The organism is Pseudomonas sp. UBA6276 (genome assembly GCF_002438365.1).
Classification (GTDB): Bacteria; Pseudomonadota; Gammaproteobacteria; order Pseudomonadales; family Pseudomonadaceae; genus Aquipseudomonas; species Aquipseudomonas coleopterorum.
Genome location: NZ_DJUS01000175.1, coordinates 8,902 through 20,762, shown reverse-complemented (window position 1 = coordinate 20,762; position 11,861 = coordinate 8,902). Strand labels below are relative to the sequence as shown.

Annotated in this window: 11 protein-coding genes; 3 read left to right on the top strand and 8 right to left on the bottom strand. The window is 63.4% G+C overall.

Annotation, left to right across the window (positions count from 1 at the left end):
• The 7 genes from B2V21_RS19770 to B2V21_RS19740 all read right to left on the bottom strand — a co-directional run.
• Positions 1–217: TRAP transporter small permease (locus B2V21_RS19770; protein ID WP_286917786.1), on the bottom strand; the 217-nt coding region annotated here is incomplete at its 3' end.
• A gap of 64 nt (positions 218–281) precedes the next feature.
• On the bottom strand, positions 282–1,265 hold the full coding sequence (locus tag B2V21_RS19765; RefSeq protein WP_286917785.1) for a TRAP transporter substrate-binding protein: 984 nt from the start codon (positions 1,263–1,265) through the stop codon (positions 282–284).
• Between the two features lie 42 nt (positions 1,266–1,307).
• Positions 1,308–2,147, bottom strand: coding sequence for an NAD-dependent epimerase/dehydratase family protein (locus B2V21_RS19760; protein WP_286917784.1), 840 nt, complete (start codon positions 2,145–2,147; stop codon positions 1,308–1,310).
• Positions 2,148–2,304: 157 nt separating this feature from the next.
• Positions 2,305–3,072, bottom strand: a complete 768-nt coding sequence (gene phnE, locus B2V21_RS19755; protein ID WP_056843165.1) for a phosphonate ABC transporter, permease protein PhnE — start codon at positions 3,070–3,072, stop codon at positions 2,305–2,307.
• Complete coding sequence (locus B2V21_RS19750; protein ID WP_286917783.1) at positions 3,069–3,896, bottom strand: PhnE/PtxC family ABC transporter permease; 828 nt, start codon at positions 3,894–3,896, stop codon at positions 3,069–3,071. Before B2V21_RS19750 ends, phnE begins: the two co-directional genes overlap by 4 nt.
• The gene (locus B2V21_RS19745; RefSeq protein WP_286917782.1) at positions 3,890–4,687 is read right to left on the bottom strand and encodes a phosphonate ABC transporter ATP-binding protein; all 798 of its coding nucleotides are present in this window, start codon (positions 4,685–4,687) and stop codon (positions 3,890–3,892) included. The genes B2V21_RS19750 and B2V21_RS19745 overlap by 7 nt, the downstream gene beginning before the upstream one ends.
• Entirely contained in the window at positions 4,684–5,535 is an 852-nt protein-coding gene (locus B2V21_RS19740; protein WP_286917781.1) for a putative selenate ABC transporter substrate-binding protein, read from the bottom strand. Before B2V21_RS19740 ends, B2V21_RS19745 begins: the two co-directional genes overlap by 4 nt.
• 144 nt (positions 5,536–5,679) lie before the next feature.
• Between B2V21_RS19740 and selD the strand changes: the two genes are divergently transcribed.
• Positions 5,680–6,714, top strand: coding sequence for a selenide, water dikinase SelD (gene selD / locus B2V21_RS19735; RefSeq protein WP_286917780.1), 1,035 nt, complete (start codon positions 5,680–5,682; stop codon positions 6,712–6,714).
• Positions 6,714–7,811: a tRNA 2-selenouridine(34) synthase MnmH gene (gene mnmH, locus B2V21_RS19730; protein ID WP_286917779.1), complete on the top strand. Its 1,098-nt coding sequence runs from the start codon at positions 6,714–6,716 to the stop codon at positions 7,809–7,811. Before selD ends, mnmH begins: the two co-directional genes overlap by 1 nt.
• A 39-nt stretch (positions 7,812–7,850) precedes the next feature.
• Here the strand turns inward: mnmH and proP are convergent, their stop codons facing one another.
• Positions 7,851–9,353, bottom strand: coding sequence for a glycine betaine/L-proline transporter ProP (proP, locus tag B2V21_RS19725; RefSeq protein ID WP_122741775.1), 1,503 nt, complete (start codon positions 9,351–9,353; stop codon positions 7,851–7,853).
• Between the two features lie 203 nt (positions 9,354–9,556).
• Here proP and B2V21_RS19720 point away from each other — a divergent pair, with 203 nt between their 5' ends.
• Positions 9,557–11,746, top strand: a complete 2,190-nt coding sequence (locus tag B2V21_RS19720) for an OsmC domain/YcaO domain-containing protein (protein WP_286917778.1) — start codon at positions 9,557–9,559, stop codon at positions 11,744–11,746.
• The last annotated feature ends 115 nt before the right edge of the window (positions 11,747–11,861 follow it).

The window sequence follows — 11,861 nt, the reverse complement described above, 5'->3', positions numbered from 1 at the left end:
GCGCGCCGGCGCGGTAGCTGGCCGCCGCGCCGAAGAAGGTGAACACCACCATCAGCAGGATCGCCACCGGCTCCGGCCAGCTGGAACCGCTGCCCAGCGCGTAGCGGGTGAAGATGCCCCATGGAATGATCAGGGTCATGGTCAGGACCGACAAGCCGGCGATCCCGATGCAGACCCGGTACAGCAAGTCGTTCAAAAGCAGCACAGTGTTTTTCATGAGGCTCACCCAGCGGCGTGGGAGCGGGCGACTGCCGGCTCCCCCTTGGTGTTGACGGACAGGCTTACTTGACGGCTTCGATGCGGGTGATCAGCTCTTTGTACGGCGCGCCGTACTTGTCCCGTACTGGTTGAGTGGCGTCGTAGAAGGCTTTCTTCTGCTCTGGCGTCAAGGTGATGAACTCCACGCCACCGGCCTTGAGCTTGGCTTCCGCCTCGCTGGATTTCTTGTCCCACAGCACGCGCTCTTCCATCTGCGCCTCGCGGGCGAGCTTCTTCACCAGCGCCTGTTGTTCCGGGTTTAGCTTGGTCCAGGTGCCTTTCGCCATCACGATGGGCTCGGGGAGGATCAGGTGCTCGGTCAGCGTGTAGAACTTGGCGTTCTGGTAGTGGTTGTGTTCGAGCATGGTCGGCGGGTTGTTCTCCGCGCCGTCGATCACGCCGGTCTGCAGGGCGCTGAAAATCTCGCCGGTGGCCATTGCGATGCCATTTCCGCCCATCGCATTGATGGTTTCGATGAAGACCGGGTTACCCTGCACGCGGATCTTCATGCCTTTGAGGTCACTGATCTGACGTACCGGCTTCTTGCTGTAGAGGTTGCGGGTGCCGCCATCCATCCAGCCCAATGCCACCAGGTTGAATTCGGAATTGGTGATCTTGTCGAGGATCTCCTGGCCGATTTCACCGTCGATGATGCTGCGCATGTGCGCCTGGTCACGGAAGATGAACGGCAGGTTGAACACGTTCACGTCGGGCACCACCGGGCCGACGATGCCCAGGCTGACCCGGGTCATCTGTATAGCGTTGCTCTGAACCTGCTCGACCACTTCTTTCTCGGAACCCAGCACACCACCGGCGAACATCTTGAAGGTGATCTCGCCATTGCTCTGTTCTACGAGTTTCTTGCCCATCTCCTGCTCGGCCACCACCGGCGGATAACCGGCCGGGTGCACTTCGGCGAACTTGATGTTGATCGCGGCCTGCGCCAACCCGGACAGGCAGAAGGCGAGCGGGAGTGCTGCTACGAGTAACGTGCGTTTGAAATCCATGGATAACTCCAGCGTTGTTGTTGTTTTGGTGTCGCAAAGGATTCAGTTGTCGCCAAACGGTCCGGCAGCGACGAAGGCGCCACCCTGATAGACCATGGCCGGATCGTCGGCGGCGGGCATCGGTTGCGCGTCGATCTTGTCGCGGAAGACTTCTGAGCTGTCCTTGGGGGCGAAGCCCAGGTGCGCGGCATAGCGGTTGTCCCACCACACATCGCGGTTGGCCGAAGCGCCGTAGACCACGGTGTGGCCCACGTCCGGGGTGAACAGGCTCAGTTCGATGAGGCGGGTCAGGTCGTCGAAACTCAGCCAGGTGCTCATCATTCGGCGGTTGGCCGGCTCGGGGAACGAGGAGCCGATGCGGATGCTGACGGTTTCGATGCCGTAGCGATCGAAGTAGAAGGTGGCCAGGTCCTCGCCGTAGGACTTGGACAGCCCGTAGTAGCTGTCCGGACGCCGCGGCGAATGGGCATCGATGGTCTCGTCCTGCTTGTAGAAACCGATCACATGATTGGAGCTGGCGAACACCACGCGCTTGACGCCATGTCGCCGCGCCGCTTCGTAGATGTGAAAGACCCCGCAGATATTGGGGCCGAGGATGTCTTCGAACGCATGCTCCACCGATACGCCGCCGAAATGCACGATGGCGTCCACGCCTTGTACCAGTTCGTGCACGGCCTGCTTGTCGGCGAGATCGCACAACTGGAATTCTTCGGAGGTATCGGAACGGGTGTCGGTGGAGGCGGGAAGGGGGACGATATCGGAGAGCCGCAGGGTGCGGGCGAAGGGTTTCAGACTTTCTCGAAGCACCTTCCCCAGACCGCCGGCGGCGCCGGTCAGGAGAAGGCGATTGAAGGGATTCTGGACGGTGTGAATGCCTGTCATGAGCGAGTCCTTTTGTCGTTATTGTTTTTGTCATCTGTTGTCGTATGACTTGGCTCGGATTATCGACAGCTCTTGACGATCTTGTCAACGCGACTAATGTCAAAAGCCGCGTGTTAGCTCGACCGCTGCCGACAGGCGGGCGGCTGCTAGACCCTAGCTAGTGACGAATCCAGCGCTGGCGCATCCAGCCACTCAGGGCATCCACCCCCAGCACGAGCAGCAGCATGGCCAGAATGAGCGTGCTGGCGCGCGCTTCCTGGAACAGACTGAGGCTGACATAGAGCATCTGTCCCAGCCCGCCGGCACCGACGAAACCAAGGATGCTGGCCATGCGAATGTTGTTTTCCCAGCGGTACAGGGTATAGGCCAGCAGCTGTGGCCAGAGGTTGGGCAGGGTCCCGTAGCAGAACGCCAGCCAGGCGTTGCCGCCTTGCAGACGGATCGCGTTGGCAGGTTCGGGCGGGGTGTTTTCCAGCGCTTCGGCAAACAGCCGGCCGAGCACACCGGCCGTGTGCAAGGCCAGCGCCAAGGTACCAGCGTTGGGTCCGAGCCCGGCGGCCAGCACCATCAGCACCGCCCAGACCAGTTCGGGTACTGCACGCAAGGCATTGAGCAGCAGCTTGGCAAAACCCTGCATCGGCCAGCCCAATCGGCCGGCGGCGGGAATGGCCAGCAGCAAGGCGGCCATCGCGGCCAGCAACGTGCCCAGCGCCGACATCGCCAGCGTTTCCAGTGAGGCATGGCCCACGGCCCACAGGTGTCCGGCGGTGAAATCCGGAGACAGGAAGCGCGCCGCGTAACGGGCCATGTGACCCAGGCTGTCGGCATCGCCCAGGTTGAATGGGTTCAGGCCCAGATAGGCGAAGGAGGCGACCACCGCCAGGATGATGGCCACTACCAGAGCCGCATTGCCCAGGCGCCTCATGTGAAACGCCCTCGCAGCACCCGGCTGAGCAGGTCGGCGAACAGCACCAGCACGATGAACGTCAGCAGGATGCTGGCCACTTCGGCGGAAGCGAACATGCGCATCGACAGGTCGATCTGTTGGCCCAGGCCACCGGCGCCAACGAAGCCCATCACCACCGAGGCGCGCACTGCGCACTCCCAGCGATATACGGTGTACGACATCAGTTCGGCGGCAGCGGCCGGAAGCGTGCCATAGGCGAACGCGGCCAGGCGCCCGGCGCCCGCACGCATCAGGGCCTGTGCCGGACGTTGATCGATCGACTCGTAGATCTCGGCATACACCTTGCCGAGCATCCCCGCGTAGGTGATGGCAATCGCCAGCACACCGGCGGTCGGGCCCAGGCCCACGGCGCGGACGAAGAGCAGGGCCCAGACGATCTCCGGCACGCTGCGCAGAAAGATCAGCACGCCACGCACCGGCCAGCGCACGCAGGTGCCCGGCCAGCCAGGGCGAGCGCCGATGCTGGCCGCCGACAGCGACAAGGCGCGACTCGCCAGCAGGCTGGCGGGCACTGCAAGCACCAGCGCCAGAAACATGCCCGCGGTGGCGATGGCCAAGGTCTGCAAGGTCGCGTCCCACAGCAGCGCCAGAAAGTCCTGGTCATGGGCCGGCGGCCAGAAACCGGCCAGGAAGGCACCAGTGGATCGACTGACGGCTGGATCGAACAGCACGCCTGGGTTCAGCTCGGCCAGACGGATGCCGGGCCACAGCAACAGCACGGCCAGGGCGGCCAGCAGCAGCCGCGGCAGAGCGGCCGGATCGCAGTGGTGCCGACTCAGCATCGCGGCAGCCAGGGCGTCGCGGTGTCCGCTGACGTGGGGGCAGGGCTCAGCTGCGCGTTGGCATACAGGTCATCCAGGCGCTGTGGGGTGACTTCGGCAGCGCTCAGGTCGAAGGCGATCCGGCCGTCGCGCACGCCGATGATTCGTGGGAAGCAGGCCAATGCCAGCTCCACCGTGTGCAGGCTGGCCACCAAGGTGACGCGCTGTTCGCTGGCGTGCTGGCAGAGCAGGTCCAGGGTATGCCGGGCCAGCCTGGGGTCCATCGCCGAGACCGGCTCGTCGGCCAGCAACAGCGCTGGCTGTTGGTACAGGGCGCGAGCGATGCCAACGCGCTGCAATTGCCCGCCCGACAGCTGCTGGCATTGGGCGAACAGCTTGCCGTCCAGGTCCAGCCGCGCCAGCAGCGCACGGGCGCCGGCAATGTCTACTGGATGCAGGAGGTTGAGCAGGCTCTTGCCCAGACCCCATTGTCCCAGCTTGCCAGCCAGCACTGCCGTGACCACCCGTTGCCGGGGCGGCAGCGGCGGGGCCTGATGGATCAGACCGATGCGCGCGCGCAGGCGCTGTCGCGCGCGATTGCTCAACTGCCAGGGCTGCACGCCCAGCACCGCCAGCTCGCCAGCGCTGGGCTGCAGGGCGGTCGCCAGCACATTCAGCAAGCTGGATTTGCCGGCGCCCGACGGACCGATGATCGCCACGCGCTCCCCGGCGGCGATATTCAGATGCACGTCGCGCAGGGCCTGTACCCCGTTGCGGTGGCGCAGGTCGACGGCCGTCAGGCGCAGGGTCATTTCAACAGATCGGCAGCGCGGGCGGCGTCCTCGATGCCCTTGTAGTTCTCAGGCTTGGTGGGAATGAAGCGGCTGGCTGCCTGCAGGTCGAGGATCGCCTTGTCTGCAGGCTTGGCCGGATCGAGGGCGAGGAACGCCTGCTTGAGCTTTTCCGCCAGCGCCGGGTCGAGGGTGCCGCGCACGGTCCAGTTGTAGTCGAAGTAGGTCGGCGTGGTGGCAAACACCTTGACCTTGTTGGTGTCGACCTTGCCGCTGTCGACCAGCTTCTGCCAGACGCTGGCATTGAGCACGCCGGCGTCGACCTTGCCCGCCTGCACCCACGCTGCGGTGGCGTCATGGGCACCGGAGTAGGCGACGCGGCTGAAATAGGTTTCCGGCTTGATGTTGTCCTGCAGCATGAAATAGCGCGGCATCAGGCTGCCGGACGTCGACGAGATCGAGCCGAAGGCGAAGCTCTTGCCCTTGAAGTCGGCCAGCGATTTGACGTTCGGGTCGCTGGTGATGAATTTGCTGGTGAACTGGGCATCCTGCTCACGCTGCACCAGGGGAATGGCGTTGCCGGTTTTCTGGTTGACCTGGACGAAGGTGAAGCCGCCCAGCCAGGCCATATCCAGACGATCGGTGGCCAGCGCCTCGACCACCGCCGGGTAGTCGGCCACCGGCACGAACTCGACCTTCATGCCGGTCTGCTGCTCGAGGTACGCACCCAGCGGCTTGAACTTGCGCAGCAGTTCGGTGGGCGCCTCGTCGGGGATGGCGGACACCCGCAGAACGTCGGCGGCGAAGCTGGTGACCGCGCTGGCGCACAGGGCAAGGCCGGCAACCAGTGACAGGGAGCGCTTGAACATGGTGGGTCTCCGAAAGGTGGCGCAAGGCGCGCGGGCGAGGCCCGGTACGCGAGGATAGAAAAGGCGCGATTATAAGAGTCACTGCAGGAAAGGCCAGCTTTGATAGACTTCGCAGCCTGTTTCCCGGACCTCGAGAAGGCTGCCATGAATTCGCCCATCCGTTTGACCCAATACAGCCATGGTGCCGGTTGCGGCTGCAAGATCTCGCCCAAGGTCCTGGAAGTGATCCTGGCCGGCAGCGGCGCGCAGAACCTGGACCCCAGACTGTGGGTCGGCAATGCCTCGCGCGACGATGCTGCGGTGTACGCGATCGACGAGGAACGAGGAGTGGTGTCCACCACCGATTTCTTCATGCCCATCGTCGATGACCCGTTCGATTTCGGGCGCATCGCGGCCACCAACGCGATCAGCGACATCTACGCCATGGGCGGCGATCCGTTGATGGCCATCGCCATTCTCGGCTGGCCGGTCAACCTGCTGCCCCCGGAAGTGGCTCGCGAAGTGATCCGCGGCGGCCGTGCGGTGTGCGACGCCGCCGGCATTCCGTTGGCCGGCGGGCATTCGATCGACGCCCCCGAGCCCATCTTCGGCCTTGCGGTGACCGGCCTGGTCGACAAGCGCCACATGAAGCGCAACGACACCGCCCAGGTCGGCGACCGCCTGTACCTGACCAAGCCGCTGGGCATCGGTATCCTCACCACCGCCGAGAAGAAATCCAGGCTGCGCGACGAAGACGTCGGCGTGGCCCGCGACTGGATGTGCACCCTGAACAAGCCCGGCAGTCGCTTTGGCAAACTGGCCGGGGTCAGTGCCATGACCGACGTCACCGGTTTCGGCCTGCTCGGGCACCTGGTCGAGATGGCCGATGGCGCGCAACTGACCGCACGCCTGGACTACGCCGCCGTGCCGCGCCTGCCCGGCATCGATCACTACCTGCGCGAGGGCTGCGTGCCCGGCGGCACCCAACGCAATTTCGAAAGCTACGGCGAACGCATCGCTGCCCTGACCGATGAGCAGCGGGACCTGCTCTGCGACCCGCAGACCAGCGGCGGCTTGCTGGTCGCGGTCAGCGCCGCCGGCGAGGCCGAGTTCGTCGCCCTGGCCGCGGAACTGGGCCTGCAACTGGCACCCATCGGTAGTTTGGTCGAACGTCTGCCCCATGCGGTCGAGGTGATCTGATGCGTGACAACAGCAGCGACTACCGCGCGTTGTTCCTGGGCGATGTGCCGATGATGGATGCCCGCGCGCCGGTGGAGTTCGACAAGGGCGCCTTCCCCGGTGTGCACAACCTGCCGCTGATGGACGACCTGGAACGGCAGAAGGTCGGTACCTGCTACAAGCAGCACGGCCAGGAGGCCGCCATCGCTCTGGGCCACCGCCTGGTGTCGGGCGACATCAAGGAGCGCCGGATCGCGGCCTGGGCGGCATTCGCCAAGGCCAATCCGCACGGCTACCTGTATTGCTTCCGCGGCGGCCTGCGTTCGCAGACCGTGCAACGCTGGCTGCAAGAAGCCGGGATCGACTACCCGCGAGTGCTGGGCGGCTACAAGGCCATGCGCAGCTTCCTGCTCGACACCCTCGAACAGGCGGTGGAGCAATGCCGGTTCGTGGTGCTGGGCGGCATGACCGGCACCGGCAAGACCGACGTACTGGCGCAGTTGAGCAATGCCCTGGACCTGGAAGGGCATGCCAACCACCGCGGCTCCAGCTTCGGCAAGCGCGCGACCGGGCAGCCGGCGCAGATCGATTTCGAGAACCGCCTGGCCATCGACGTGCTGAAAAAGCGCGCCGCCGGCATCGAGCAGTTCGTGCTCGAAGACGAAAGCCGTTTGGTCGGCAGCTGCAACGTGCCGTTGTCCCTGCATCAGGGCATGCAGGGTTATCCCTTGGTGTGGCTGGAAGACAGCTTCGATAACCGTGTCGAGCGCATTCTGCGTGACTACGTGGTGGACCTGTGCGCGGAGTTCGTCAGCCTGCACGGCGAAGAGGGCCATGAGCTGTTTGCCGAGCGTCTGTTGCAAAGCCTGGATCGGATCTACAAGCGCCTGGGCGGCGAGCGACATCAGCGTCTGCAGGGCCTGATGCAGGCCGCGCTGGACGAACAGCAGCGCAGTGGTCAGGTCGATCTGCATCGCGGGTGGATCGAGGGGTTGCTGCACGAGTACTACGATCCGATGTACGCCTATCAGCGTGAAAGCAAGGCGTCGCGGATCGAATTCGCCGGCGACCAGGCCGCCGTGGTCGACTACCTGCGCGAGCGCCTGGCCAAAGGCTGAAAACCGCGGGCGCGGTTCGCAGCCAGGCTAGGTCGAGGCTTAGTTGATGCGCGGATGCTGTTCCACCAGAGACTTGCGCTTGGCTTCCAGCTCGGCGATCTGCGTGTCGATGTCTTCGATTTTCTGCTCGATGTTGTCGTGGTGCTCGACCAGCAGCTCACGGGCTTCTTCGATGTCGGACGCCGCCGGTGCCGCACCACGCAGAGGCCGGTTGGCGGTCTCTTTCATGGTGATGGCAGTGACGAAACCGATCACGGCGAACACCATCAGGTAGTACGCAGGCATGTACAGGTCGTCGGTGCTTTCCACCAGCCAGGCGACCGCTGTCGGCGTCAGGCCGGCGATCAGTACCGAGACGTTGAAGGCACTGGCCAGGGCGCTGTAGCGGATGTGCGTGGGGAACATCGCCGGCAGCGTCGAGGCCATCACGCCGATGAAGAAGTTCAGCACCACGGCCAGCATCAGCAGGCCGGCGAAGATCAGGCCGATCTTGCCGCTGTTGATCAGCATGAAGGCCGGAATGGCCAGGAAGAACAGGCCGATACTGCCGAACAGAATGAAGGGCTTGCGGCCGAACTTGTCGCTGGCATAGCCGATCGCCGGCTGCGCGAACAACATGCCGACCATGATTGCGATGATGATCAGCACACCATGGCTTTCGCTGTAGTGCAGGTTGTGCGACAGGTAGCTGGGCATGTAGGTGAGTAGCATGTAGTAGGTGACGTTGGTCACCGCCACGATGCCGATGCAGGTCAGCAGGCTGCGCCAGTGTTTGGTCGCCACCTCTTTGAACGAGACCTTGGGGCCACCGGCCAGGCCTTCGCGGTCACCTTGTTCGAGTTTTTCGACGTGTTGCTGGAATGCTGGGGTTTCTTCCAGCGCATGGCGCAGGTACAGGCCGATCATGCCCAGCGGCAAGGCCAGGAAGAACGGCACGCGCCAGCCCCAGTCGAGGAACTTCTCTTCGCCGATCACGGCAGAAATCCCGACCACCACGCCGGCGCCAAGCACGAAACCGGCAATCGAACCGAAGTCCAGCCAGCTGCCGAGGAAGCCGCGCTTGCGGTCCGGGGCGTACTCGGCGACGAAGATCGAAGCGCCGGTGTATTCACCGCCCACCGAGAAGCCCTGGGCCATCTTCGCCAGCAGCAAGAGGATCGGTGCCCAGATTCCAATGGAGTCGTAGGACGGAATCAAGCCGATCGCGAAGGTGCTCAGCGACATGATCACGATGGTGGCGGCGAGGACTTTCTGTCGGCCATATTTGTCGCCCAGTGCGCCGAAGAACAGGCCACCCAGGGGGCGAATCAGGAAAGGCACGGAGAAGGTAGCCAGGGCCGCGATCATCTGCACGCTGGGATCGGCACCTGGGAAGAACACCTTGCCCAGGGCGTAGGCCACGAAGCCGTAGACGCCGAAGTCGAACCATTCCATGGCGTTGCCAAGCGCGGCGGCGGTGATCGCCTTGCGCATCTTGACGTCGTCGACGATGGTGATGTCGTTCAACCCGATTGGGTTGACTTTTTTTCTACGAGATTTCATCGATGTTTCTCTTTGTGTCAAAGCGGCTTGTCCCCATGAGATACAAATTGACACCAAAAAATTCACTGGTGGCGGCGATTTAGTATCGCCACAGCGGTCCGTTCGCCTGCCCGATTACCGCCGTCGGTGATCGTCCAAGACGCACGGGTGAAAAAACCGGATAATGCGCGCCATTCGTTTTTGCTTGCATCAGGTGCTCCCCCATGGAAATCAAGGTCAATTTTCTCGACAACCTTCGACTTGAAGCCAAGTTCGACGATTTCACGGTGGTGGCCGACCAACCCATTCGCTACAAGGGCGACGGCTCGGCGCCGGGGCCTTTCGACTATTTCTTGGCCTCGTCGGCACTGTGCGCGGCGTACTTCGTCAAGCTGTACTGCAACACGCGCAACATCCCCACCGACAACATTCGCCTGTCGCAGAACAACATCGTCGACCCGGAAAACCGCTACAACCAGATCTTCAAGATCCAGGTCGAGCTGCCCGCAGACATGTCGGCCAAGGACCGCCAGGGCATCCTGCGCTCCATCGACCGCTGCACGGTGAAGAAGGTGGTGCAGACCGGGCCGGACTTCATCATCGAAGAAGTCGACAACCTCGACGCCGATGCCCAGGCCCTGTTGATGCCGACCCAGCAGGCGGGCGCCAGCACCTATGTGCTGGGCAAGGACCTGCCGCTGGAGCAGACCATCGCCAACATGTCCGGCATCCTCGCCGGACTGGGCATGAAGATCGAGATCGCCTCGTGGCGCAACATCGTGCCCAATGTCTGGTCGCTGCACATCCGCGATGCCTACTCGCCGATGTGCTTCACCAACGGCAAGGGGGCGACCAAGGAAAGCGCGCTGGCCTCGGCACTGGGTGAGTTCATCGAGCGCCTGAACTGCAATTTCTTCTACAACGACCAGTTCTGGGGCGAGGACATCGCCCAGGCCGACTTCGTCCATTACCCCGACGAGCGCTGGTTCCAGCCGGGCCGCAAGGATGCCTTGCCCAGCGAGATCCTTGATGCCCACTGCCTGGCCATCTACAACCCCGATGGCGAGCTGCGTGGCTCCCATCTGTACGACACCAACTCGGGCAACATCGAGCGCGGCATCTGCTCGCTGCCCTTCGTGCGTCAGTCGGATGGCGAGACGGTGTATTTCCCGTCCAACCTGATCGAGAACCTGTACCTGAGTAACGGCATGAGTGCCGGCAATACCCTGGCCGAAGCCCAGGTGCAGTGCCTGTCGGAGATTTTCGAACGGGCGGTCAAGCGCGAGATTCTCGAAGGCGAACTGGCGCTGCCCGACGTTCCGGCCGAGGTGCTGGCGCGCTATCCCGGCATCGTGGCGGGCATCCAGGGGCTGGAAGAGCAGGGCTTTCCGGTGCTGGTCAAGGACGCCTCCCTGGGCGGGCGCTTCCCGGTGATGTGCGTAACCTTGATGAACCCGCGCACCGGCGGCGTGTTCGCGTCGTTCGGCGCCCATCCAAGCCTGGAAGTGGCGCTGGAGCGCAGCCTTACCGAGCTGCTGCAGGGCCGCAGTTTCGAAGGGCTCAACGACTTGCCGCAACCGACCTTCGAAAGCCATGCCCTGATGGAGCCGAACAACTTCGTTGAGCACTTCATCGATTCCAGCGGCGTGGTGTCGTGGCGTTTCTTCAGTGCCAAGGCCGACTTCGCCTTTGCCGATTGGGACTTCACCGCTCAGGGCGACAACGCCAATACCGAGGAAGCGGCGACGCTGTTCGCCATTCTCGACGGGATGGGCAAGCAGGTGTACATGGCGGTCTACGAGCACCTGGGCGCCAAGGCGTGCCGGATTCTGGTGCCGGGGTACTCGGAGATCTATCCGATCGAAGACTTGATCTGGGACAACACCAACAAGGCGCTGTTTTTCCGCGAAGACATTCTCAATCTGCATCGTCTGGATGACGATGCACTGGGCGATCTGTTGCAACGCCTGGAGGAGTCGGAGCTGGACGACTACACCGATATCCGCACCTTGATCGGCATCGAGTTCGACGAGAACACGGTGTGGGGGCAGTTGACCATTCTGGAGTTGAAGGTGCTGATCCAACTGGTGTTGGAACGCTTCGACGACGCCAAGGAGCTGGTCGAGATGTTCCTGCAGTACAACGCCAATACGTTGGAACGCGGGTTGTTCTTCCAGGCCTTGAACGTGGTGCTCGAGGTGGAACTGGACAGCGACCTGGACATGGCCGATTACGAGGTCAATTTCCGCCGCATGTTCGGCGATGCGCGGATGGATGCAGCGCTGGGCTCGGTAGACGGCAGCGTGCGCTTCCATGGCTTGACGCCCACGAGCATGAAGCTCGAAGGCCTGGATCGTCATCTGCGCCTGATCGACAGCTACAAGAAACTCCACAGCGCCCGCGCCCAGTCCTGACCCACCGCGTACACCGCCGACGCGGCTTGCACGGTCCCTGTAGCAGCGGCGCGAGCCGCGTCCGGGAACACCGCGTTCGCCCTGACCCACCGCGTGCACCGCCGACGCGGCTTGC

Bases quoted from the DNA above. Each gene is read 5' to 3' on its own strand.
- B2V21_RS19765 (WP_286917785.1), bottom strand. From the start codon at position 1,265: ATGGATTTCAAACGCACGTTACTCGTAGCAGCACTCCCGCTCGCCTTC.
- B2V21_RS19760 (WP_286917784.1), bottom strand. From the start codon at position 2,147: ATGACAGGCATTCACACCGTCCAGAATCCCTTCAATCGCCTTCTCCTG.
- phnE (WP_056843165.1), bottom strand. From the start codon at position 3,072: ATGAGGCGCCTGGGCAATGCGGCTCTGGTAGTGGCCATCATCCTGGCG.
- B2V21_RS19750 (WP_286917783.1), bottom strand. From the start codon at position 3,896: ATGCTGAGTCGGCACCACTGCGATCCGGCCGCTCTGCCGCGGCTGCTG.
- B2V21_RS19745 (WP_286917782.1), bottom strand. From the start codon at position 4,687: ATGACCCTGCGCCTGACGGCCGTCGACCTGCGCCACCGCAACGGGGTA.
- B2V21_RS19740 (WP_286917781.1), bottom strand. From the start codon at position 5,535: ATGTTCAAGCGCTCCCTGTCACTGGTTGCCGGCCTTGCCCTGTGCGCC.
- selD (WP_286917780.1), top strand. From the start codon at position 5,680: ATGAATTCGCCCATCCGTTTGACCCAATACAGCCATGGTGCCGGTTGC.
- mnmH (WP_286917779.1), top strand. From the start codon at position 6,714: ATGCGTGACAACAGCAGCGACTACCGCGCGTTGTTCCTGGGCGATGTG.
- proP (WP_122741775.1), bottom strand. From the start codon at position 9,353: ATGAAATCTCGTAGAAAAAAAGTCAACCCAATCGGGTTGAACGACATC.
- B2V21_RS19720 (WP_286917778.1), top strand. From the start codon at position 9,557: ATGGAAATCAAGGTCAATTTTCTCGACAACCTTCGACTTGAAGCCAAG.